Consider the following 23,119-nt stretch of genomic DNA (forward strand, 5'->3'; position numbering starts at 1 on the left):
GTCATAAAAATCAACTCCTAATCTAAACCCCGAAGAGAAATCCTACAATACCTCATTCGGGGTATTTATCAATTGATAATTATATTGCTTGTCAAACCAGTTTAATATGAGTGAGAGGATTTTTGATGCATACACAGATATATTTTCAACTTTCAAAGAGTTTAAAGGGGCCACATTAGAAAAACATGTTGAAAAGCTAAAACAGCTTGATCATCTCATTCCTCATAGTGCTACATTTTTTTGTGTTACAAATACGAGCAATCAGTCATTTGAATATGTGAGTAAAAATTTTGAGCCTACAATGATGATTTCAATTGATCAAATGATTGATGGAGGGATGAAATTTTGGTGGAGCCGGATGCATCAGGAAGAGATGAGTACATGGCTTCAATCGCTTCAAGATTTAATGACTTTTACAATGGAGAATATTGCTTTGGAAGATCGTAGGCGCATGACCTATACCTGGAATTACCGGGTTAGAGCAGGAAAGGATACATACAAGAATATAATACAGCATACTACACCCATGTTTTTTGATGATCAGGGTAAACCAATTATTGGTCTTGCTCACTATTCTGTTTTGGAGGCCAATGAAATTCTACCCATTCAGGCAACAGCTAAAATTTTAAATGCCAATGATGAATACGAGACTCTTTTCTATCAAACATATGGAGGACAAAAACTATTGGTTGAAGACATTACTCACAGGGAAAGGGACGTCTTGCGACTTTTATCCTTCGGGTATAACAACGATGATATTTCAGATAAACTCAACATAAGTGCCCATACAGTAAAAACCCATCGGAAAAATGTGATGACAAAGACGGGTTGTAAGAATACCACTCAAATAGTGGCCATGTGCATCAGGCAGGGAATTATTTAAATATAAAAGGCCCCAACCTTTCAATTGGAGCCTTTAGAATACCTTAATTTTATTCCTTAATTAATATTCATCCTCATTGAAGAAGAAATCCTCTTTTGTAGGATAATCAGGCCAAATCTCCTCGATGTTTTCAAATGGCTGCCCATCGTCCTCCAACTCTTGAAGATTCTCTACTACTTCCAAAGGAGCTCCGGATCTAATAGAATAATCGATTAGCTCATCTTTGGTGGCGGGCCAAGGGGCGTCTTCTAAATAAGATGCAAGTTCTAGTGTCCAATACATATTCTAGCCTCAGTTTTTAAGTCCTGTTTTTATAATGCGCGCAAATATATATTATTATATTTTATGCGGGCATTGTTAAAATAATCCTTTATCGAAAGGTAATTTTCTTACACCAAAACGCAAGAGAAAGTTGCTAAAAATTTTAAAATTCTCCGGAATCAACCCATTCTAGCAATTTAACCTTGGTTTCTATCTTACGCTTTTGACTCTTAATCTTATTTTCGACCATTTTGTTCATTTTTCCATCATTCGATGAAAAATTAGCTGAGTTGTCTTCAAAAATTTTAAGGTCATCACGATCTCGAGCGATTAAGTCATTAATGATACCCTTTCGGATATTCTTCTTTTTTTCCGGATCAATCTTTGCGAAATCGGGAAAACGCTTTAGGGTTAACTTCTTTATAAAGTCTCGCTCATTCAGGAGCTGGATCAACTCGATACACTGAAACTTGTCAGGACTCTTTCCTTTGTCTCTGAAAAGCTCTTTTTTTATTTTATCGAGGGAATCTTTATTGAAATCTTCTTTTCCGGCTTTTATCGCTCGAAGTTTGGCTAGCGTTTCCGAGTAGTCCACTGGAGGGATGAATTTTTTTCCTTTGAGCTGTTGATTGAATTCATTGTTCAACGGCTTGTAAAATTCAGCAGGAATACCACCGATCTCCTGCCATTGTTCTTTAAGAGCTTTTACTTTATTAAACCGCTCCTGGCCATGTAGATCGACAAGTTTCTTAGCTTCCTCTACCAGTTCTTCATATTGCCTTTTCCTGTGTTCAGTAAGTTTTTGTTTATCCTCAAAAAACTGCTTTTTACGATCAAAGAACTCTTTAATAATTGCCCAAAAACCTTCTTCCAGGCTTTCATTTTTATCATCTTCCGCACTACCCGTTTTTATCCACCTGCTTTTGAGATCATTAACCTTCTCTGTTGCCTCCTTCCAATTGATAATATCGGTTATTTGCTTTGCTTCTTCTATCAGAGCAGATTTAATCTCCGTGTTTCTAACTCGATTTTTTTGAATGATATCTCGTACAAGTGCTTCATATTTGAGGATATGGTCTTCTAAAACCTGATAATCTCCAAGTCCGTCATGTTGAGGTAAGTGCTGGCGCAGGTGAACAAGCTTCATGAGGAATGAACCCTTGTTTTCAGTATTGTCAATTTTTTCCGTCACCTCATTGATTTTCTTTTCTAAATCAGCAAAACGTTCCTGAAAAAACTGAACAGACTTGTCCCGGTCATCATCTCTTACTTCGCCTATTTCCCGATCGGGATTTTGTCCCCAGCCGATCTGATAGACTTTTCCGTCTTTTATAAATCCAAATGGTACCTGTAAGATGTCCAAGGGTGAGAGTAATTCTTAAATTGCGTAGTATATTCGATTTTTAATCAAACTTAAGCATGTCAGACGAAAAAATCATCTTCTCAATGTCGGGGGTGAACAAGATTTATCCACCGCAAAAACAAGTACTTAAGAATATCTATTTATCTTTTTTCTACGGTGCTAAAATAGGAGTCTTGGGATTAAATGGAGCAGGAAAGTCCTCATTGTTACGAATTATTGCCGGGAAAGACACGGAATATCAGGGAGATGTGGCCTTTTCTGAAGGGTATACGGTGGGAATGCTGGAGCAGGAGCCCGAATTAGATCCTGAAAAGACGGTCATAGAAGTGGTGCGAGAAGGAGCGAAGGAGATAAATGATCTGCTCAAAGAATATGAGGAAGTAAATGCGAGATTCACTGAGCCGGAAATTCTAGAAAATCCGGACAAGATGAACAAGCTGATTGAAAAACAGGGAAAAATACAGGAAAAGCTGGATGCAACGGGAGCTTGGGAAATAGATCATAAGCTGGAAAGAGCCATGGATGCGCTCCGCACACCACCTGAGAATGCTGTGATTAAAACCCTTTCTGGAGGTGAAAAAAGAAGGGTGGCTCTTTGTCGTTTGCTTTTAGAACAACCTGATGTACTGCTGCTGGATGAGCCTACCAACCACCTGGATGCAGAGTCGGTGCTTTGGCTGGAGCAGCACTTACAACAATATGAGGGCACGGTAATTGCCGTGACTCACGATAGATACTTTCTTGATAATGTGGCCGGATGGATACTGGAACTGGACAGGGGAGAGGGAATCCCGTGGAAAGGAAATTATAGTAGCTGGCTAGAGCAAAAACAAAAAAGACTGGCTCAAGAAGACAAACAAGAATCGAAGCGACAAAAGACACTTCAGCGTGAATTGGAGTGGGTACGTATGAGCCCTAAAGGCCGCCAGGCTAGAGCTAAAGCAAGGTTGAGCGCATATGATAAGCTGCTGGGAGAGGATGCAAAAGCAAAAGAAAGTCAACTTGAATTATACATTCCGCCAGGTCCGCGACTTGGCTCTAAAGTGATAGAGGCGAAGGGAGTAGCAAAAGGATACGGGGATAAATTGCTTTATGAAGACTTATCATTTAGCCTTCCGCAGGGTGGAATAGTTGGTGTGATCGGTCCAAATGGTGCCGGTAAGTCCACTCTTTTTAAAATGATTACCGGAAATGAAACGCCCGATAAAGGAAGCTTTGAGGTGGGTGAGACGGTGGTGATGAGCTATGTGGATCAGGAACATGATCAGCTGGATCCTAATAAGTCAGTATATGAGGTGATCTCTGAAGGAAATGAAATCATTGACCTGGGAGGGAAGGAAATGAATGCAAGAGCATATGTTAGCAAGTTCAATTTTGGAGGGCAAGATCAAGGAAAAAAGGTGAGTAAGCTATCAGGTGGAGAACGAAATAGAGTCCACTTGGCCCTTACCCTTAAAAGAAGTGCAAACCTGATTTTGTTGGATGAGCCAACAAATGATCTTGATATAAATACGCTCCGTTCATTGGAGGAAGCTTTGGAAAACTTTGGTGGATGTGCGGTAGTCATTAGTCACGATCGTTGGTTTTTAGATCGAATTGCCACACATATTCTGGCCTTTGAAGGAGATTCCCAAGCCTATTGGTTTGAAGGAAATTTCTCAGATTATGAAGAAAACAGGAAGAAAAGATTGGGCGATGAAGAGCCGAAACGTATTAAGTACAAGAAGTTGATGGGGTAATGATTGAAATGGAGAATTAAGAATTGAAAATTGGCCGGAGTGATCCGGCTTTTTTGTTGCTAATTACGCTAGAACGTTATGCCGGACTTGATCCGGCATCTTCCTTTATGCCCTTAGACCGGGCAGGCCCTTACTTTTTCCATTGGATGAAAAAAAAGCAAAAAATCTAGTCAAAATCAATCCAGCCATCCCGCAGGCTTCCACGTGATTTTGACCTAGTTATTCTTGAAAAAGAATCGAAATGCTGAAATAATTTGAAAAAGCATAAATCCAATTACGACTCTGCCTATATAATCCAGACTTAGAATAATTGGCTCAAATTTTTCTTTAGTTATTTGAGGAAAAACACTTTCCAATGAGTGAGTTGGGTTCAGTGAGAAAATGAAAAAACGTCCTGATAACATTTGCTCTAGTAGTGGTATAGAGTAGAAAGAAGATGCTGCAATAAAAAAAATCAATGAAGCCATCACCCATGAAATTAAAGAACGCTTAATACTAGAGCCGTTTTTATTTGTCAAATACCCAGCCCAAAGTGGAAACCAACTAAAATAATTTTGCTCTTTCCAAAGTTCTTTTCTATAACAAATCAGCTCCTGAATACCTTGTAGTTTGCCATTGATTAGATCGTTGTTCTGGATTGCGATTCTTTTCAATAAACGATGCGTGTTTCTGTTGATTAATTGGTCGGGATAAATGAGGTCGTTTATCTTAATTCCGTCATAATCTGATGTTAGAATATCAAACTGTTTAATTGTACTGAAATCTGAATTCACTATAACTACATCCTTCAAATCACATTCGGTGATTGAAATGGATTCGATATTTTTCAATTCAAGATTTCCTTTAAGCGGGATGGATTCAAATATCTCTAGAGATTTTATATTTTGTGATGATAGATGTAGTTCTTTAATAGCTGAAAGAGATATGATGAGATCATTGAAATTTTGATTTTTGATTCTTAAGAACTCAATATTTCTACATATTATTTCTTTTGTTATATTCTCATTGATCAGTACCTCTTTTGTATGAAGTAGAAACAATTTTTCTATTTCGCAATTAGATATTATACATTTTGAAATATTGAACCTCTCGACCCCTAGGCCTGTCGAGACTTCATTAATTATACAGCTTTCAAGCTCAATGGCCGCATTTGTGTCATAAGTAATCAGCTCTTGAATTTCACAGTTAGTAAACTTCAAAATACGAACTGCCCCTTTTTGAAGAGAAAATCTTTTAAATCTACAATTATGAAATCGAAGAATATTTACTGAGTCGTAATAATCGACATTGTTTTTCACAAAAAAATTCTCATGATTTTCTGACTTAAATTCAATGTGTTCAGGGTTGGAATCAACAAGAATATCCTCGTTTAGGATGCCAGCTTTTTGATATTCATTGTCCATTAAGAGTAAGTTTTTGAATGAAGTTAAATTATACAATAAAAAAAACCCGGTCTCCCGGGCTTTCAATTTAATATCTAACTTCTAAAGTCTAATAGCGCAAAAATCACATCTTCCTCACTTTACCACTTCCCGAAGAATTGCTAATAACTCTTTTTGGATCTCCAGAATAGTATACGCTACCACTACCGGAAATCCTTGCATTCACTTCCTCTGTAGCTGTGATATAGCAACTGCCGGATCCACTAATGGATGCTTCGAACACCTGCACTTTTAAATCCTCAGCTTTTACCCTTCCTGATCCGCTGATTTTAGCCTCTGCCTCTTCCGCATTACCATTTAGGCTAATACTTCCAGAGCCTGAGATTCGTATGTCCAGTTCATCACTCTCCATTTCCAGATCAATATCACCAGAGCCGCTTACAGATAAGCGGACATCTTCGGTTTGTAATTTGCCTTTGCTTTCGATGTTACCACTTCCACTAACTGATAATCCTTCAATTTCTTTCATGGTCACGTAGATGGTCACCTCAGATCTTCTCCATCCATTTCCCCAACTCCAGCTTCCTTCTTTCTTAATGACCAAGCGATCTCCTTTCATATCGAATTCGATATCTTCAAAAATATCATCATCGCACTCTATTTCTACATTGGTTTCAGAACCTTGCTTTAGATAAAGATTGGCTGCAATTCCGAGGGATAATTCAGAGAAATCATCCACATCTATTTTTCGTTTTTGACCAAGCGAAGGAAGAATTAATGCAGTGGTTAATAGCAGGGTTATAAAAGTCTTCATTTTGGTTTTTTCTTTAAAAGACACTGTTATTTGCACAAGGTTGCACTTGACACTCTATAAAGCAAAAAGCCCGAGGTTAATCGGGCTTAACAATTTATTCAGCGGTCGATAATATTATGAGAAGAATTAATAATTAGCTGCGCTGAAAGATTATTTTAAAACTACTCATGGGAGCTTGGAATCCATGATTTTTAGCTGAAAATACCTAATATTCGACTGAATTAGGTATATGGAAATAGTGACTAGTAAGGCTTTTCTCCCACCCAATTTCCGGGAGGGTCATAATTGCATACCCATATATCCATACCATCGCACTCGATTTTGGCACAACCTACCGTGGTGGTAGTATTCCATACAATCTGTGTATAATGGCCACACATCTTGCCTGGTTTACAATTATTTTTACTGTAATTGTAATCTGCTTTTTCACCAGCCCAGGCATCCACTACATAGGCGGCATCAAATGCACCGGCGGTTCCTTTGAAAAGATTTTCTCCGAATTTATTATCTGGGCGATGCTCCCAACCACATCCTTTCTGTTTGAGCTTTTTCGCCCAGTCTGCAGCCAGCTCTGCCATCTCCTCAGACCATTCCAGTTTTACCGTTACCCCTACGTCAGCTCGCCAATAGTTATGTCTATCCAAAATCATCTGAATTTCTTCCTGAGTCAGTGCGGTTTGATCTTCAACACTAGTAGGAACCAGCCACACTAGACTTAGAATAAAAAGGAAAGTTTTCATGTTTCTTTTTTTTGAAGTTCATCCATTCGGATTTTATAAAGATATTTTGCCAGATAAAACGCACCAACTCCACTAAAGATATGCCATAGAAAATGTGAACCCATGGGGATCAGCTCCGCTACTGAATAGTCTATCCTCCGAAGAATCAGGCTGGTAGATAAAAATATGATAGAAATCAGGATGGTTCGTGAGTGTCTGTAATTTTGTTTCGAAAGGTAGAAAATGATCGGGAAGAAGATTAGAAAACCAGTCACGAAATAATTCAGATTTAGTGCAAACTGACCACTATAGAAATCAAAAATCGCATATCGGATAAATGTAAATGGTACCACTATTGAAGCTACCAGCCATTTTTTCGGTAAAACTTTGTCCCAAAAATATACGCTTACAGAAAGTGTAACGATTGCGGTGGGAAACACATCCATCCAAAGTAGAAAGCGTGAAGATCGAAATGCATGGAATAGTATGCTTCCGGTACCGCCCAAGGCAAGAAGAGGGATGAGGAAATACAGAAAATTAAATTGTTTGAAACTCCATTTTAATTTGAAGGCCCAGTAAATAGCGGGAAGAACAATCGCTAATGATGAAAGCGCATTCCATGGTTCAGAGATAAAAGCGGTAAGGTCGGTTTCGGCGTAAATGGGCCCACCATCTGTGGGCAGAATGGTTTGCATAATGAATTTTTTTAAGTCGTTTAACTACGAATAACTAACTGGCAGGGATTTTGATTCCCTTACTGATAATAGCATAGAACATAAATTGTTCTAGTCTTTTTGGTTAGTTGAGGGCCCTGTCGGCTAGTTTGCTGACAGGGTTTCTTTTTTTCAATTATCGTCCAATTTTTATCGATTGTATCGTTCAAGATTTATAAATTGAAAAAAATCCCTTTTTCGTCTTGCAAACAATCGTTTCATCAAAATCGGAACTTTTAGAATCCTATCAAAAGGTCAGATCGCATACTCAATACCTGTGCGAGCCTTTGGAAATAGAGGACTTTGTGGTTCAGCCAGTTATGGATGTCAGTCCACTAAAGTGGCACCTTGGGCATACTACCTGGTTCTTTGAAACTTTTATTTTAAAGCCACACATGAAGGGTTATCAGGAGTTTCATCCCAAATACCCTATCCTTTTCAACAGCTATTATATCTCAGCAGGAGATCGCTGGAGCAGGGAAAATCGGGGACAGCTGACCCGGCCTACTGTTAATGAAGTCTTTGAGTATCGGAAATATGTAGATGAGCATGTTGAGCGATTTCTGAGTGGAGGTGATATAAATGACAGAATCGAAGAAGTGCTTATTCTGGGGTGCAATCATGAGCAGCAACACCAGGAGTTATTTCTATATGACATAAAAAGGATATTGGGGGACAACCCATTACATCCGGCATATAGAAAAGATGAAAAGAAAGTAAAAAAAGTAGAGTCCAAAGCGGAGTGGCTCAATGTAGATGAAGGGATTTATGAAATCGGATTTGAAGGAGATGGTTTTCATTTTGATAATGAGGAGGGGAGGCACAAAGTGTTTCTACATGAGTATCAGATATCCTCAGGTTTGGTGACGAATGGAGAGTATATGGAATTCATTAAAGATGGTGGATATAGAAACCATATGCTTTGGTTGTCAGAGGCCTGGGATTGGGTGAATGAAAATCAAATAAAAGCACCGAGATACTGGCATCAGGAAGGCGAAGAATGGTGGAACTACACGCTTGGTGGATATGAACAAGTCCTTGAAGATGATCCACTTTGTCACGTATCTTATTATGAGGCCGACGCATTTGCCAGATGGAGAGGTTGTCGACTTCCGACAGAGCACGAATGGGAAGTAGCTTGTAATATGTATTCACCAAATATTTTATCAGAAACAAACTTTGTAGAGAATAACCAGTTTAGGCCTGCACAAACTTCGGATTTTGATTTTTTCGGAAATGTGTGGGAATGGACCGTAAGTCCATACGTTGCATACCCATATTATAATCCTCCGGAAGGCGCTCTTGGGGAGTACAATGGAAAATTCATGGTGAACCAAATGGTGCTGAGAGGCGGTTCTTTTGGAACATCTAAAAATCATATCAGATCAACTTATCGTAATTTTTTTCATCCGCACCTGCGATGGATGTTTTCGGGCATTCGTTTAGCAAAGCACATTTAAGAACCAGATGACCAAAGAACTCACGACGCTCACACCTTTGGCCGAGGATGTTTTCAAAGGCTTGCAAGCCGAAAGCAAACATTTGCCTTCAAAGTATTTTTATGATGCACGGGGTGATGAGCTCTTCCAGCAAATCATGCATTTGGATGAGTATTACCTCACTAGGAAAGAATTGGAAATTTTCCAAACCCACAAAGAAGGAATTTTGAAAGCAATCAATAGTGATGAACCTTTCAGAATCATCGAGTTGGGTGCCGGTGATGGACTCAAAACAAAAGTGCTCCTAAAACATTTCATGGAAGCACAGGTGGACTTTACTTATACTCCGGTAGATATTTCCGGTAATGTGCTTGAAATTCTTGAAGGGAATTTAAAAGCTGAAATACCCGGATTGAAGATTGAGTCTTACGAGGGAGATTATTTCGATGCACTAGCAGAGATCGCCGAAAGTCCGGAAACGGATATTGTGTTTTTTTTGGGTTCGAATGTGGGAAATTTTAGCGAAGCTGAAGCGGTTGATTTTCTGACAAAACTTCAACATTTTCTAAAGCCCTCCGACTTATTATTTATGGGAGTAGACCTTAAGAAAGACCCCTCTATCATCCTAAATGCATACAATGATAATCAGGGAGTGACTAGAGAGTTTAACCTCAACCTTCTGGATCGAATCAACACCGAACTGGATGCAAACTTCGATCGGAATCAGTTTTTACATTATCCATATTACAATCCGCACACAGGCGAGTGTAGGAGTTATTTGATTAGTAAAATCGAACAGGTGGTCTCCATCATGGAGCAGGAGGTACATTTCAGTGCCTGGGAAGCCATTTTCATGGAGATTTCTAAAAAATATGATCGTCGGCAATTAGATAAGCTTGCAGCTGCATCTGGTTTTACTTCAAAACAAACTTTTTTAGATTCAGATGGTTGGTTTGCCGACGTAGTTTGGCAAAAAGAAAAATAATAATGCCCTCAGTGGAGGGTTTTTACAGTCTTTGCCGTCAAGTAAGCAAACAAAGATTGTAATAATGAAAAAATTGAACTTGAACCTGATTGGTTTGGCCTTCTTCTCACTTATGCTGTTCGCGTGTGGCACAGACGATGCAGATGAAATAGATGATGGAATGGATGATGATGAGACTGAAGTTGATCAAGTGGATATCAGCACCCTGGCTGCTAAATTTTATCACACGGATGCTGTGAGTGTCACTTTTGATGAGACATGGGTAACTATCACTTCATCCAACCTGCCGGATCATAAAAGCATGTATTATCCAATGAATAACCCACTTTATGAACCTTATGATGAACCGAATAATCCTGATTTTAAGAAAAACCCAGGTGAAATCGGAGCTCAAAACTATGTGTTTAAGATTCCTAGATATCCATCTGAGGCTGCTAATAAAGAATCTACCCCAATGGGGCCGATGGGTGTTTCAATTAATAGTATAGTTTTCTTTAATCAGGAGGCAGCACCAGGTGATGACATCCTAGAGGAGCTAAATACATTTGATCAATACGAAGGTCACCCGGCCGGCGATGCATACCATTATCATATTGAGCCTATCTGGTTAACAGAAAATAAGGGATCGGATGCCTTTTTAGGATTTCTTCTGGATGGGTTTCCTGTGTATGGACCAATGGAAAATGGGAAAATCATCACCAATGATGATTTGGATGATTATCATGGTCATACATCAGCAACGGCAGACTTTCCAGATGGTATTTACCACTATCACATAACCGAAGACCTTCCATGGATTAATGGAGATGGGTTTTACGGTGAAGCCGGAACAATTACTCAGTAATGAAATAATAAAGGGGGTTGACCTAACTGGTTAACCCTTGTTTTTGTCTATGAAGCGAATAGGAGTTATTGGATTTCTGATTTTGATCACTGGGTGTATGGATTCAAAAGATGTGATGACAACCCCAGTTGAAGAGACTGATATAGCTGTTCCTGAAGTAAATATTCTGGTTTCTGATGCGGATGTCACTAAGAAACAGAACGGAGATGTGTTCTATAATGATCTTCCATTTTCTGGTTATCTGATTGAAAGGTATTCCAATGGTATTCTCTCATTAAAAATCGGATATTATGACGGGAGACAAAACGGGATGATGACTTCCTATTACGAAAACGGTGACGTTCGATACATAAGACCATATCGGGACGGAGAAAAGCATGGTAAGCACATTGGATTTCATAGAAACGGAACCACATCTTTTGAATACTACTTTGTGAACGGATTTAGCGAGGGAAATCATAAGGAATGGTTTGATGATGGTCAGCCGGCTACCGATATGAATTATGTAAATGGGAAAGAATTTGGAAGACAGCAAGCCTGGAGACCAGACGGTAAGGTGAGATCTAATTATACAGTACGTGAGAATGGAAGGAGATATGGCTTGATGGGTATAAAAAGATGTACAAAACTAGATGGGGCCACCCAATCCGTAGATCCATATAAAGGAGAAGAATAATGAAAAATCTAATACATACACTATTAATCGTACTTGTGATCAGTTGTGCACCCAATAAGAATGATGGGGAGATTGATCTTCCCTTTTACAATGAAGAAACATTTACAGCTGAATGGATTGAAGAAGACGATCCACGATATGATAAAATCCACACCATCTCTGACTTTGAATTTGTAAATCAGAACGGAGAGATTGTTTCAAATAAGACATTTGATGGAAAAGTCTATGTCGCTAATTTTTTCTTTACCATGTGCCCGACTGTCTGCCCGAAAATGGAAACAAACTTATCGATGGTGCAAGATGAGTTTAAGGATAACAATCAAGTGAGAATATTGTCCCATACGGTGATGCCGTGGGCAGATAGTGTAGGGCGATTAAAAGAGTATGCCCTACAAAATGAAATTGACTCTGAGCAATGGCATTTGGTTACAGGTGAGCAAGAAGAGATTTATAAAATGGGTCGCTTGGCATATTTTGCCGACGAAGGATTTGGTAAAGGGATCACCGATCTGGATGACTTTCTACATACGGAGAATATCGTATTGATCGATCAAAAAAGAAGAATCAGAGGGATCTACAATGGTACGCTTAGGTTGGAAATGAGGAGAATGATGGAAGATATCAGGTATCTTCTAAGACAATAAAAAGTGCGCCCGCCTGACCAAGGGCGGGCAGGCACGAGAAGATTCCCCGCCTGACCGAAGTTCATTCAGGCATGGGAACTTCCACGGGATTGTAAGGGGCTAGATTTAAGGATTTCATAAACCTTCTTCCAGAGGCAGTTTTAAAATACTTTTCCCTGTTTATAGCTTCAATTCTTTTTGAGAATTTTTCATAGTAGCCCAACCTCCAAGGTATTCCATGTTTTATGCTTTTCTTTTTCCCTGAATAATGCTGATCGATTCTTTTTCTTAAGTCATTTGAATGTCCCTTACTAAAACTTTTTGGTTGACGGGCTGTACAGGATGTATGTAAAATACATTGTTATGATTAAGTGCGCACGAGAAGATTCGAACTTCCACGGGATTGCTCCCACCAGCCCCTCAAGCTGGCGCGTCTACCGGTTTCGCCACGTGCGCAGGGGAGGGCAAAAATAACTTTTTGATCATAATTACCTCCCTCTTAAAACAAAAAAGCCGGAAGAAATTCTCCGGCTCAGTGTCTTTGTTTAGGATCAATGTTCGTGATCTTCATCATCATGACCACTTTTTACATTTGGTGCATGAGCTGCATGATAACTATGTGTGATTTTCTCAGTCTGCGAAAGAAGAAGAGCAGATACAATAAAGACCATATGAATAACAATCTCAATCACAATACCTTCCGGAGAAGTTTTTTGCACCTCATTTCTGTAATCTATAAAGGTTTTCAGTAAGTAAACCCCGGAGATTGAAGCAAGGGATGTTGCCAGCTTAATTTTCAACTGACCAGCATCAAGACCCTCAAGCCATAGCGGTTTATCATCGTGCATATCCACGTCAATACGGCTGGTGAAGATGGAATATCCCCCTATGGTTACCATTACTACGAGGTTCATCACCATGGAAATATCTACAAGCCCCAGAATGCTAAGCATCATCTTGGTTTCATTCCACATGGTAGTGTATTTCACCATATACAGAAGCTCCTCAAAAAACTTATACAGATAGAAGAAAGATGCAATAATTAGTCCTGTATACAAAGGAGCCTGTACCCATCTACTCCAAAAAATGAAGCCTTCAAAGAAACTTTCAAACCGCTTGATAGTGGAATTATCGTTAGCCATGTTGTCCTAGCAATTAAAATTGAACTGAAATATAAATGATTATTTAAAGGTAATCCTTTCTGAAAACGAAATTAAGTCAATCTTCCTCAAATAATACCAATGTACCCCCAATATAGTCATGTAATCCTCTGCCTCTTTTATCCCAAATTATGACAATGAAGCCTCCAAAAAAGAGGATTAAAGACAAAATTTTCGACAAGTTTCTGACCATAGATTGACCCACACCCGGTGGCCCTTGATTTTTATTTGTCACTTTAATTTTTGTCCATCTTTTGCCGGGAGTTGCTTGCATTGAGCTAGACTCAAAAACGATATGATAGCCGAAATAAATGGAAGAAATAAGCAGGTAATCGAATCGTGTGTCTGAAATAAAGTATGATACACCATAGAACAAAAAGAGAATGGGCATCAGATCAATATTGTGAGCCAGTAGTCTTCGCCAAAAGCCAGCATACTTATTATTCCCTTCCAAATGATTTACCTTTATACTCTCACAAAAATCAACAATCTAATTATGAAAATTCTTAAAATTATTGGGATCATCGTTTTGGTGGTGATTGTCATAGGGGTTGGCGTAATCATATTTGGTCCATCAGAAGCTCACATGGAGCGTAGTATCACAATCGATGCTCCGGTAGAGGTTGTATTTAATGAAGTGAATGGATTTCAAACCTTTGATCAATTTTCAGCATGGTCTGAAGTTGATACGACAGCCAAAATTATAATCGAAGGACCAACTTCTGGAGTAGGAGCCAGCTATAGTTGGGAAAGTGAAAACTCCGATCTGGGGAGTGGGAATATAGAGATTATTGAATCAGATCAGAACATGATGGTTAAATCTAAAATGACTTTTGAAGGCTACCCGGGCGAACCTACAGCTTCATGGATTTTGACTGAAGAAAACGGAGGCACAAATGTTACTTATACCTATGATGAAACGGATATCTCAGGTATTTGGAAATTACTTTCTTTAGGAACTGAAGGTATGATTAGTCCAATGTATGAACGTACATTGGCTAAACTGAAAGAGCGAGTAGAATCAAGACCAGACTTTACTTATGATATCGAACAGGTTGAAACTTCCGCCTCACCATATATTGGAGCTCAGGCATCTTCTTCAATAGATCCTGAAATGATAGGCCAAGTGATGGGCGAAACTTATGGGAAGGTAATGTCCTATATGTCTGCCAATAATATCGAAGCAGCAGGAGCACCTATTTCTATCGTACTAAGCTACGGTGAAGAGGGCACAGAGATGATCTGTGGATTGCCGACGGTGCGTAAGTTCGAGGTTGATGGAGAAGGAATTGTGAGTGGAATGACCTACGAGGGATTGGCATTAAAAACGATACATAAAGGAGACTATGATCTGATGGAAAGTGCCTATTATGATCTACTGGATTATATGAGCTATTACAATTTTGATGAAAATGGAAATCCGTGGGAGGTCTACGTCACTGATCCGGGAGTAGTGACAGACACTGCTGAATGGGTAACCGAAATCTATTTTCCAGTCAAATAACATTTCTGTTGTGATATAGCCTCCTTTTTAGGGGGCTTTTTTTTATGTTCAATCTTTAAAAGGATTATTTAAAATACCCCTGATTAGGTAGTGGAAAATGCTGCTTGTTTTTTTACCTTTCGGTGAGAAACCTAATGCTAACCATGTCACTAACTTTTTCACCACTGAGATTGTGCGCTCTTACTTTACTAGTTTGTACGTGTGTTTTGCGCGGATATACTCAAGAGCTAAAAAACATTAATACCGGAGCTGTGGTAAAAAATGCCAAAGTGAGTTATGATGGCTCTAAGATGGTATTTATGGCCAATTATTACGGTAGCTTCAAGCCCTATATTTCTGAATTCAACACTGATTCCTCTCAATGGGCTAAACCAACTCAAATTTTTGAAGGAGATGCTATCAGTGGCTTTGAATTAAGGAATCTTCAGCTCAATTTCGACAATACAAAACTCTATTTTGCTGCGAAAACCTCTGCCAAACCTGATTACGATATTTATTATTCCGAACTAAAGAACGGAAAGTGGTCCTCGCCCATTGCTCTTGATATTGGATTAAACTCTTCGGCAGACGAACTTGGTCCTGCAATTTCTGCTGATGAAAAGAAGGTTTTATTCACACGCCCTTTACCTCCTGATGCAAAAGCGGATGAATACTGCGGCCAGCTATTCTTCACTGAACTAACTGAAGCCGGAACTTGGTCTGAACCTGAATTATTACCGCCAGCCTACAATACAGGTTGCATCTGCTCTCCTTACTATGCACGGGATAATAAGACCTTTTATTATTCCTCCTACGAGGATGTATTAGATGATGAAGGAAAACGAGTAGCGAGGAAACAGTTTTCAGTTTTTTGGGCAAAAATTGATGGTTTGTTCAGGTATAATCCCAAACCTATTCTTTCGGTGATTGGTGATCAGGATTTGGTATCTCCTTCTTTAAATCGGGATAGCACCCTCTATTACAATGCAGGTGAATATTCCAAAGGACAGGACAAGATTCAGTCCTCTCTGTTATCGAAAGCACTTGAGCGAGCTTATCATCCTTCAGAAATGGCCCTTGTTTCAGGCACGGTAAATGATGAGCTAGGAAACCCCTTATCAGCCACCATTCAGGTGATAAACCCCTATACCACCAAGGTTTTTCAGGAAGCCATAAGTGATGCTAAAGGATATTATCAGCTATTCGTTCCGATGAATGAACAGTATTCATTGCTAGCCTATAAAGATCAGTATTCTGCTCAATCAAAATTGATTGAAACAACTAACCTTTCACTAACCAATGATTTCGAGCTATTCCCAAGTGTAGATGTAACGTTCAATGTATTTGATGAGGAGTTCTATTTTCCTATTGAAGCAAGCATTTCACTTTATGATTCAGATTACACTCTTATTGAAGATATTGATGTAGGTAGAGGCGAACAGACAGCCATTTCGTTAGGACAGGAACTGAATATCATTTTTAATTCTGAAAATTACTTTGCTGATACGTTGAATTTGCCTTTTGATGAAGAGGTAATATTTGACTTTTTTGATTTTGACATTGAGCTAAAAAGAAAGCTGAAAGATGTGTCTCTTTCATTCGCTGATGAATCCGGAAATAATCTTGGCCTTGAGATCACGGTTTATAATGTTACGAGAAATGAAAAAACCAAACGGATCGTAAAGGACGGGAAGATCACACTTCAGCTACGGGATGGTGAGGTTTATGAAATCAGCACTTCTGCTGAAGGATACAGTTATTACTCAGCAGAACTGGATCTCTCGGAAGAGCAGGAAATAAAAGAAATGAGCGCTACACTTCAATCAGTGGAGAATATATCGCTTGTTTTGGATAATATCACTTTCGAATACAACTCATACGAACTCACAGCAGGCTCTTATGAAGAACTAGGAAAGCTGGTGAGTTATTTAAAAGAGAATGATCAATATAAGGTTGAAATATCTGCTCATACAGATAATGCCGGAGCTGAAAAATATAACCTTCAACTTTCAAACTTAAGAGCCAACTCAGTGCTCCAATTCCTTCAAGATAATGCGATAAATAAAGATCGATTAGTAGCTGTAGGTTATGGGGAATCCCAGCCAAGGTTCCCTAATGATACAGAAGCAAACATGGCCAAAAACCGACGAGTAGAATTTAAAATATTAGCTGATAATTAAGATGAAAAAGCAAGTTTCATTATTTATTCTAATGCTCTCCTGTGCATCGGCCTTTGCCCAGACAGGTGCTTTCAAAAAGATATTGAGTGAAAAATCTACCGTTAACAAAGAGGTGTTTTATAATCAGCTGATAGAATTCCAAAAGGAAAATGTGGAGTTTGCAAATGTGTATTATCAGCTTGCAAAGATGGAATTGGATAACTTCTCTACCCTGGATCCAATTGTTGAAAGAGTCGCCTCTCGTCAGAGAGTTTACAATGCAAAAACCAATTTCGGACTTGCTAAGAATTACCTGGATGAGAAAGAGGTTTCACGTTTTCCGGATTGGTACGATGTTCCGGATTTGAAAGACAAGGATTCGGTGACCCGAATGGGAGTAAATAAAATAGAAAGCAGTTATGAGGATGTTGAAAATTATGCTGTGAGATATGAAGAGTTAATTGAAAATTATGATCGAGCGGTTTATCACTACCTAAAAGCCAGAGAAGGGTTCATTGACATTAACACAAGTGCCGATAACCTAAGGCAGCTGTTTTTAAAAGCAGATGATTCTCTCAAAATTGCCGTAAAGTCTGTAGGTGTAAGTTTTGATTCTTCGATGTACCACATAGAACTTTATCGGGATCTCTATCAGCAGCTGCCGTATAAGAAAAAGCGAAAAGTAAATATTAATAAGCGGAAGATTGATCATTTCCGGATGAATGGAATAACTCCGGCCAACTTCTTAGCGGATAACATTGATGTCTGGGACTATAAACAATGGTCAGATCGATTTCTAAATCTTTTGAAGGTGGAGGTTGATGGATTGCAGGAAGAGATCAAAACGGCATACAAATTTTTCATGGCTACCAATGATCGAATGATCAATGGCGATGAGTGTATTCAGGCAGAGCTTGATAATCTTAAATTTCAAAGAATAATCAACCTAATTACCAAATATGATAATGAATCGGTGTTGATTGATATTTTTCAATACCTCATATCAAAATTGGAATATGGGAATAAGCTTACTTATGAACGAAACTGTAATGATCTGGATGTGCCTCCAACAGACGATTTCCTTTCCCGTAAAGGACGTATTTATCAAAACCTTTACACTTCTTTCCAGAAAGCGGACAGCCTCAATGGTTCAATTATATCTTCCGAACATGGTCAGGAAACGTTTCAGTGGTTTTTTGATGAAATGATGCCTGGAGAAAATGGAAGCGCTGTATTTGCAGGAAATCAAAAGGACGAGAACTACAAATCTTTTAAGACAGAGCTTCAGGGTTTGATAGCTAACATGAAAATTCAAACGTTTAGTACTGACTCCATTTCAGAATGCTATGAGGCAGATAGTGTGTTTTTGCTTCCCGGCGCATTTCAGGAAGGAAGTTTTTGTACATCAAAAAAACTTAACCTGAATGATAGTCTACATGTATTTATGGGACAGAGAGGCAGTGAAAATTTGCTTGTCGGAGCTATTCCTTTGGGTGAAGATTATCAGAAAGAATGGGAGATTAAACCATATAAGAATAGCACGGCATCTTATTTTAAAATAGTAGGCGATAGCTCGCTTATGATTGGAGGAACGGAAGGAAGAAGCTGGATTTCTCAATTCACTTCGAATGGCAGTGAATACTTTACCGCGGTTCTAAGATCCGGTGATCCGATACAAAATGTGCTGGTAAATCAACTGCAGGGGAGTGCGACTGTTTTGCAACAAGGAAGCACAAATTTCACCTTGTCTCAGGTAAATTTCAATGGCAAAGTTGAAGCAGTCAGCACCATAAACTTAACAGGCGAATATGCCGGAATGATCAGGCAAGAACAATCGCTTTGGATTTTCACCTATAATCGTATGGATGAAGGATCTACCATCACCGCTTCTGTCTATGACGAAAAACAGGCTAAAGTTTTAGAAGAAATAACCTATAGCTTTGATGCTGAACTGAAGGAGCCTGCCATTATTAAAAACGATAACGAGTACATGACTTTAGTGTCGCTTAACTCCTTCTCAGATGATGAAATTGTATATGCATTATTGAATTATGAAGGGGAAATCATACATGAAACAATTTTTTAGTACACTACTACTGTGGCTTTTTGTTGGAGGGCTTTTTGCCCAGCAGCAGGTTGACTTTAATTCAGAAGTAAACAGAATAGAATCCTTAATTAGCGATGGAGAATTTGAAGAAGCCAATGGTACGCTGATTGAGCTACAGGAATCATTGGCAAATACATCTCTAATTTCACAGGATACTGTCAAGCTTTTCTTTTCTTCAAAACTCGCATTTATAGCTTATCAACTGGGCGATTGTGAAAATACCATTCAGCGAAGTAAGGAAGATATAGCATTGCGGGAGGAGATTTACGGGCCAGGTGATCCAATTACACTTTCGGCTAATCGAAACCTTGGAATCTATTATTTGAATTGTGATTCTGCCGAGCAAGCCAGAAATGTACTCGAGGAAACAGTGAAAACTCATCGTGAAATTATAGGGCAGCCGGATGAACTATATGCAAGATCCCTTGACGACTTGGCTTATGTGCAGGGTAAGCTTGGAAATGTGGAAGCTGCTGAAAAAAGCTATGATGAATTGCTGGGCTTATTGGGAGAAAATAAGACCTCATTTTATTTACATGTTGCAGAAAATTACAGCGCACTTTTGATGTCTTCAGAGAAATATGAAAAAGCCGCTATTTTCTATGAAGATTTAAAACCGTACATGTCCCAAAAGGAAGAATACCCGTTTTTCCTTAAGGATTTTTATAATGTTTTTGTTCATCAAAAAAATTATGTGAAAGCACTTGAGTCAGCTTCTGAGCTGCTCTCATGGTGCGATCAAAATGTTGCGAAATGTGAAGCAACTAAACTGGACACCAAAGAATTTGTAATCAATAGTGCTCGTTTGGCTGTGCTACTTTTTAGGTATGATGTAGCAGAAAAGTATTATACCAAGGCAGAGGAAATTTATAAAGAAACCCCAACCTATATTTCGGTTTTGCTGGAGCAATCGGAGCTGTATGGAGCGACGGGAGAAAAATACAAGCAACTTAATATCCTGAGTAAATCTGTCATCACACATCGCTCTCAAAATATTACAGATAGTGCCAGTTACACAAAAACGGTATTACAGCTCGGTAAAATTCACACTGAAATGGGAAGGTTTGAAAGAGCAGATGAAGTCTTCTCAGACTACATTTCTGATCTTGAATCCAACCCAAATTCGAATCCTGAAAAATTAGCTGTTGCTTATCAGTCGCTCGGAAATCAAAGGTATTTGCTTCAAAACTTTAAAGACGCAGATAAGTATTTGTCCAAGGCCAGAGATATTTTAGTTCGAGAGGGGATGACTAGCTCCTCAGAGTATTCATCGGTGCTAAACAGTTTAGGGGCTTTATATGAAGCGCTGGCTAACTATTCGAAAGCAGAGTCCGACTACCGCGAAGCTTTGCGTATTTCTAAGGATGAGGAATCGGGGCTGAGAGTCGCATTAGCTACGAACCTGGCAAATATTCTGACTCGAACTGATTCAGAAAATGATTCTATTTTGGTTTTACTAAACCAGGCCATTAAATGGCAAAGTGAATCCTCTGGAAAAGACCATCCCGGTTATGCTAATTTGTTAAGTAACCGGGCGGTTTATTATCAGAAGAATGAAGAGTTTACCCGGGCGCTCAAGGATTATGAAGAGGCGATCAAAATCTTCAAATATACCGTTCCGGAGGACCACCCACAGTATCTCTCAGCACTGTCAAATCAAGGACTACTTTATGATCTCATGGAAAGGAATGAGGAAGCTTTGGAAGCAATGCAAAAGGCAAAGGAACTGTACGCTAAATACTACTCAGAAACGCATCCCGGATATATAAGAACAGTCAATAACCTGGCTAATTTCTATACAACCACCAATCAGTATGATCTGGCTGAGCCACTGCTAGTATCGCTTGCAGAATCCCAGGTAAAAGAGATTAATGAATCATTTACGTACTTATCTGAATCCGAGAAAAAGACATTTGTAGAGGAGAAGCAGAAGTTGCTCAACAATTTCAAGGTTTATGTGGTGGCTCGTTCTACCAATGAAGAAGGTAGCATCAAACCAGAAGTAGTAGAAGATTGGTATAACCTTGAATTGAGTACGAAAGGCATGCTTTTAAACTCGACAAAGAAAGTACGGGAGCAAATCTTTAATAGCGGCGATGAAGAACTGATAAAGCTATTTTCTGAGTGGACGGTTGCAAGGAAGCAGATAGCAGATCTTCAATCATTAAAAAGTGATTTGAAGCAAAAAAGTCAGTCAAGGCTGGATAGTCTTTTGCGGAAAACCAATGACCTTGAAAGAGAACTTTCACGACGTTCCGCAGAGTTTGATGGATCGTTTGGAGGCGAAGCACCCGCCTTTGCTCAAATCAAACAAAAATTAGTTCCGGGTGAAGCAACCGTAGAGATTATAAGAACCGAGCTAAACGGAGAAGGTATTTATACCGCTTTGATTGGAACGGCAGCTAATCAATATCCAAAGGTGATTGTGATTGGGAAAGGAACAGAATTCGAAAGTAAGGGATTCGCGACCTATAAGAATGCGATCAAATTCAAAGTAGATGATCCAAAATCCTTTGATCTCTATTGGAAGAAAATACATACTTATTTGCTCGCAAATGGGATCGAGAAGATTTACTATGCGCCGGATGGGATATATCATAAGATCAGTGTGAATACTTTGTATGATCCTTCCTCAAAAAATTACTTGATTGATGAGCTTGCCATTGTTCAGCTGAGTTCTACGAAAGACTTTTTGTCATTGAATCTGGCAGAAGATCAAAGTGATGAGATTAAGAAAGTGCTGTTAGTGGGAAGGCCGTCTTATAAAATTGGGGGTTCTACTGCGATAGCAGGAACAACCAGAAGTTTTGCCATGATTTCTAATGTTTCTGATTTACCGGGGACGGAGGAAGAGATTAAGGAAATTCAGGGATTGATTGAAAAATCTGGTGCAGAATGTCAGACGCTGCTAAAGGATGAAGCAAAAGAAGGGGCCGTAAAATCACAGCTCAATAGAGAGTTGGTGCATATTGCTACCCATGGATTTTTCATGGAAGATGAAAAAGCACCTAGCGAAGATCCGATGCTGAGTTCCGGTTTATTATTAGCCGGGGTTAGCAATGCCCAGGAAACAGCAGATGAAGAAGACGGTATCCTAACTGCATATGAAATCATGAATCTTGGATTAAACAATCTGGAAATGGTTGTGCTTTCTGCGTGTGAAACCGGTCTTGGAGAAATAGCTTCAGGAGAAGGAATTTATGGTTTACAGCGTGCATTTTTCGTGGGTGGTGCAAAATCCGTGGTGATGTCCTTGTGGAAAGTAGACGATGAGGCAACCAAAGATTTGATGACCACTTTTTATAAAGATTATCTGAAGAATGGAAATAAGCGCGAGGCATTTCTGAATGCTCAACGCAAAATCAAAAAGAAATACAAAAACCCAATCTACTGGGGTGCTTTTGTGATGCTGGGAGGTTGAGTTTTGACCTTATCAGGGTAGATATATCCCTTCCTTTGGAAGGGTCATGGGTGGGTTCCCGAAATAGACTTCTATTTGGCGATATTAAAAACATTAAGGCTTGACTCTTTATTGCAATCTTATGTTTGTTTAGATACTTTTGCCCACCGTTTACGGAAGATGCCTGAGTGGCGCCCGCCCGGATGAACCATTCGGACGGGGAACTGGTAAACTTCAGTATTTTAAGGTTTACAGTTCAAAAAGTAAATAAGCCAGTACTTAATGCCTGAGTGGCGGAACTGGTAGACGCGCACGACTCAAACTCGTGTTCCGCAAGGAGTGCCGGTTCGATTCCGGCCTCAGGTACAA

Annotated in this window: 20 protein-coding genes and 2 tRNA genes; 12 read left to right on the top strand and 10 right to left on the bottom strand. The window is 39.2% G+C overall.

Going from position 1 to position 23,119, the window contains the following annotated elements; genetic code table 11:
• The first annotated feature begins 106 nt into the window (after window positions 1-106).
• Window positions 107-883, top strand: coding sequence for a response regulator transcription factor (locus RIC88_RS10145; RefSeq protein ID WP_350217432.1), 777 nt, complete (start codon window positions 107-109; stop codon window positions 881-883).
• Between the two features lie 60 nt (window positions 884-943).
• Here the strand turns inward: RIC88_RS10145 and RIC88_RS10150 are convergent, their stop codons facing one another.
• Window positions 944-1,165 carry a DUF2795 domain-containing protein gene (locus RIC88_RS10150; protein ID WP_089356648.1) on the bottom strand — a complete coding sequence of 74 codons (222 nt, stop codon included), beginning with the start codon at window positions 1,163-1,165 and terminating at the stop codon, window positions 944-946.
• 142 nt (window positions 1,166-1,307) lie between these two features.
• Window positions 1,308-2,507 carry a DUF349 domain-containing protein gene (locus tag RIC88_RS10155; RefSeq protein ID WP_350217433.1) on the bottom strand — a complete coding sequence of 400 codons (1,200 nt, stop codon included), beginning with the start codon at window positions 2,505-2,507 and terminating at the stop codon, window positions 1,308-1,310.
• Window positions 2,508-2,563: 56 nt separating this feature from the next.
• Here RIC88_RS10155 and ettA point away from each other — a divergent pair, with 56 nt between their 5' ends.
• Window positions 2,564-4,246, top strand: coding sequence for an energy-dependent translational throttle protein EttA (gene ettA / locus RIC88_RS10160; protein ID WP_350217434.1), 1,683 nt, complete (start codon window positions 2,564-2,566; stop codon window positions 4,244-4,246).
• A gap of 215 nt (window positions 4,247-4,461) precedes the next feature.
• On the opposite strand, the gene RIC88_RS10165 is transcribed toward ettA, so the two are convergent.
• The 4 genes from RIC88_RS10165 to RIC88_RS10180 form a co-directional block, all read right to left on the bottom strand.
• The gene (locus RIC88_RS10165) at window positions 4,462-5,649 is read right to left on the bottom strand and encodes a hypothetical protein (RefSeq protein WP_350217435.1); all 1,188 of its coding nucleotides are present in this window, start codon (window positions 5,647-5,649) and stop codon (window positions 4,462-4,464) included.
• Between the two features lie 103 nt (window positions 5,650-5,752).
• Entirely contained in the window at window positions 5,753-6,442 is a 690-nt protein-coding gene (locus RIC88_RS10170; RefSeq protein ID WP_350217436.1) for a head GIN domain-containing protein, read from the bottom strand.
• A 242-nt stretch (window positions 6,443-6,684) separates the two neighbouring features.
• Window positions 6,685-7,182, bottom strand: a complete 498-nt coding sequence (locus tag RIC88_RS10175) for a CAP domain-containing protein (protein ID WP_350217437.1) — start codon at window positions 7,180-7,182, stop codon at window positions 6,685-6,687.
• On the bottom strand, window positions 7,179-7,856 hold the full coding sequence (locus tag RIC88_RS10180) for a hypothetical protein (protein ID WP_350217438.1): 678 nt from the start codon (window positions 7,854-7,856) through the stop codon (window positions 7,179-7,181). The genes RIC88_RS10175 and RIC88_RS10180 overlap by 4 nt, the downstream gene beginning before the upstream one ends.
• A gap of 221 nt (window positions 7,857-8,077) precedes the next feature.
• Between RIC88_RS10180 and egtB the strand changes: the two genes are divergently transcribed.
• From egtB to RIC88_RS10205, 5 genes are all read left to right on the top strand, one after another.
• On the top strand, window positions 8,078-9,334 hold the full coding sequence (gene egtB / locus RIC88_RS10185) for an ergothioneine biosynthesis protein EgtB (protein ID WP_350217439.1): 1,257 nt from the start codon (window positions 8,078-8,080) through the stop codon (window positions 9,332-9,334).
• Between the two features lie 7 nt (window positions 9,335-9,341).
• Entirely contained in the window at window positions 9,342-10,298 is a 957-nt protein-coding gene (gene egtD, locus RIC88_RS10190; protein ID WP_350217440.1) for an L-histidine N(alpha)-methyltransferase, read from the top strand.
• Window positions 10,299-10,362: 64 nt separating this feature from the next.
• Window positions 10,363-11,142, top strand: coding sequence for a YHYH protein (locus RIC88_RS10195; RefSeq protein ID WP_350217441.1), 780 nt, complete (start codon window positions 10,363-10,365; stop codon window positions 11,140-11,142).
• A gap of 49 nt (window positions 11,143-11,191) precedes the next feature.
• On the top strand, window positions 11,192-11,818 hold the full coding sequence (locus tag RIC88_RS10200) for a toxin-antitoxin system YwqK family antitoxin (RefSeq protein WP_350217442.1): 627 nt from the start codon (window positions 11,192-11,194) through the stop codon (window positions 11,816-11,818).
• Window positions 11,818-12,462, top strand: a complete 645-nt coding sequence (locus RIC88_RS10205; protein WP_350217443.1) for an SCO family protein — start codon at window positions 11,818-11,820, stop codon at window positions 12,460-12,462. Before RIC88_RS10200 ends, RIC88_RS10205 begins: the two co-directional genes overlap by 1 nt.
• A 61-nt stretch (window positions 12,463-12,523) precedes the next feature.
• Here the strand turns inward: RIC88_RS10205 and RIC88_RS10210 are convergent, their stop codons facing one another.
• The 4 genes from RIC88_RS10210 to RIC88_RS10225 all read right to left on the bottom strand — a co-directional run bounded on the left by RIC88_RS10210 (window position 12,524) and on the right by RIC88_RS10225 (window position 14,055).
• The gene (locus RIC88_RS10210; protein ID WP_350217922.1) at window positions 12,524-12,796 is read right to left on the bottom strand and encodes a GIY-YIG nuclease family protein; all 273 of its coding nucleotides are present in this window, start codon (window positions 12,794-12,796) and stop codon (window positions 12,524-12,526) included.
• A gap of 17 nt (window positions 12,797-12,813) precedes the next feature.
• Window positions 12,814-12,897: transfer RNA gene (locus RIC88_RS10215), tRNA-Leu, on the bottom strand.
• 95 nt (window positions 12,898-12,992) lie between these two features.
• A complete protein-coding gene (locus RIC88_RS10220; protein WP_350217444.1) occupies window positions 12,993-13,583 on the bottom strand; it encodes a TIGR00645 family protein in 591 nt (196 codons plus the stop codon).
• A gap of 76 nt (window positions 13,584-13,659) precedes the next feature.
• Window positions 13,660-14,055 carry an RDD family protein gene (locus RIC88_RS10225; RefSeq protein WP_350217445.1) on the bottom strand — a complete coding sequence of 132 codons (396 nt, stop codon included), beginning with the start codon at window positions 14,053-14,055 and terminating at the stop codon, window positions 13,660-13,662.
• A 42-nt stretch (window positions 14,056-14,097) separates the two neighbouring features.
• On the opposite strand from RIC88_RS10225, the gene RIC88_RS10230 reads away from it, so the two are divergent.
• From RIC88_RS10230 to RIC88_RS10250, 5 genes are all read left to right on the top strand, one after another.
• Window positions 14,098-15,105 carry an SRPBCC family protein gene (locus tag RIC88_RS10230; RefSeq protein WP_350217446.1) on the top strand — a complete coding sequence of 336 codons (1,008 nt, stop codon included), beginning with the start codon at window positions 14,098-14,100 and terminating at the stop codon, window positions 15,103-15,105.
• Between the two features lie 206 nt (window positions 15,106-15,311).
• Window positions 15,312-17,264, top strand: coding sequence for an OmpA family protein (locus tag RIC88_RS10235; protein ID WP_350217447.1), 1,953 nt, complete (start codon window positions 15,312-15,314; stop codon window positions 17,262-17,264).
• A 1-nt stretch (window position 17,265) separates the two neighbouring features.
• Window positions 17,266-19,329: a hypothetical protein gene (locus RIC88_RS10240; RefSeq protein WP_350217448.1), complete on the top strand. Its 2,064-nt coding sequence runs from the start codon at window positions 17,266-17,268 to the stop codon at window positions 19,327-19,329.
• Window positions 19,313-22,771 (top strand): CHAT domain-containing protein, encoded by a 3,459-nt coding sequence (locus RIC88_RS10245; protein WP_350217449.1) that lies wholly within the window; start codon window positions 19,313-19,315, stop codon window positions 22,769-22,771. Before RIC88_RS10240 ends, RIC88_RS10245 begins: the two co-directional genes overlap by 17 nt.
• Window positions 22,772-23,034: 263 nt before the next feature.
• Window positions 23,035-23,116: transfer RNA gene (locus RIC88_RS10250), tRNA-Leu, on the top strand.
• Window positions 23,117-23,119 lie beyond the last annotated feature (3 nt).

Origin of the sequence: Ekhidna sp. (assembly GCF_040220215.1) — a bacterium.
In the GTDB taxonomy this organism is placed as follows: domain Bacteria; phylum Bacteroidota; class Bacteroidia; order Cytophagales; family Cyclobacteriaceae; genus Ekhidna.

Coding starts and splice junctions, on each gene's coding strand:
- RIC88_RS10145 (WP_350217432.1), top strand. CDS start 107: ATGAGTGAGAGGATTTTTGATGCATACACAGATATATTTTCAACTTTC.
- RIC88_RS10150 (WP_089356648.1), bottom strand. CDS start 1,165: ATGTATTGGACACTAGAACTTGCATCTTATTTAGAAGACGCCCCTTGG.
- ettA (WP_350217434.1), top strand. CDS start 2,564: ATGTCAGACGAAAAAATCATCTTCTCAATGTCGGGGGTGAACAAGATT.
- RIC88_RS10165 (WP_350217435.1), bottom strand. CDS start 5,649: ATGGACAATGAATATCAAAAAGCTGGCATCCTAAACGAGGATATTCTT.
- RIC88_RS10170 (WP_350217436.1), bottom strand. CDS start 6,442: ATGAAGACTTTTATAACCCTGCTATTAACCACTGCATTAATTCTTCCT.
- RIC88_RS10175 (WP_350217437.1), bottom strand. CDS start 7,182: ATGAAAACTTTCCTTTTTATTCTAAGTCTAGTGTGGCTGGTTCCTACT.
- RIC88_RS10180 (WP_350217438.1), bottom strand. CDS start 7,856: ATGCAAACCATTCTGCCCACAGATGGTGGGCCCATTTACGCCGAAACC.
- egtD (WP_350217440.1), top strand. CDS start 9,342: ATGACCAAAGAACTCACGACGCTCACACCTTTGGCCGAGGATGTTTTC.
- RIC88_RS10195 (WP_350217441.1), top strand. CDS start 10,363: ATGAAAAAATTGAACTTGAACCTGATTGGTTTGGCCTTCTTCTCACTT.
- RIC88_RS10200 (WP_350217442.1), top strand. CDS start 11,192: ATGAAGCGAATAGGAGTTATTGGATTTCTGATTTTGATCACTGGGTGT.
- RIC88_RS10205 (WP_350217443.1), top strand. CDS start 11,818: ATGAAAAATCTAATACATACACTATTAATCGTACTTGTGATCAGTTGT.
- RIC88_RS10220 (WP_350217444.1), bottom strand. CDS start 13,583: ATGGCTAACGATAATTCCACTATCAAGCGGTTTGAAAGTTTCTTTGAA.
- RIC88_RS10230 (WP_350217446.1), top strand. CDS start 14,098: ATGAAAATTCTTAAAATTATTGGGATCATCGTTTTGGTGGTGATTGTC.
- RIC88_RS10240 (WP_350217448.1), top strand. CDS start 17,266: ATGAAAAAGCAAGTTTCATTATTTATTCTAATGCTCTCCTGTGCATCG.
- RIC88_RS10245 (WP_350217449.1), top strand. CDS start 19,313: ATGAAACAATTTTTTAGTACACTACTACTGTGGCTTTTTGTTGGAGGG.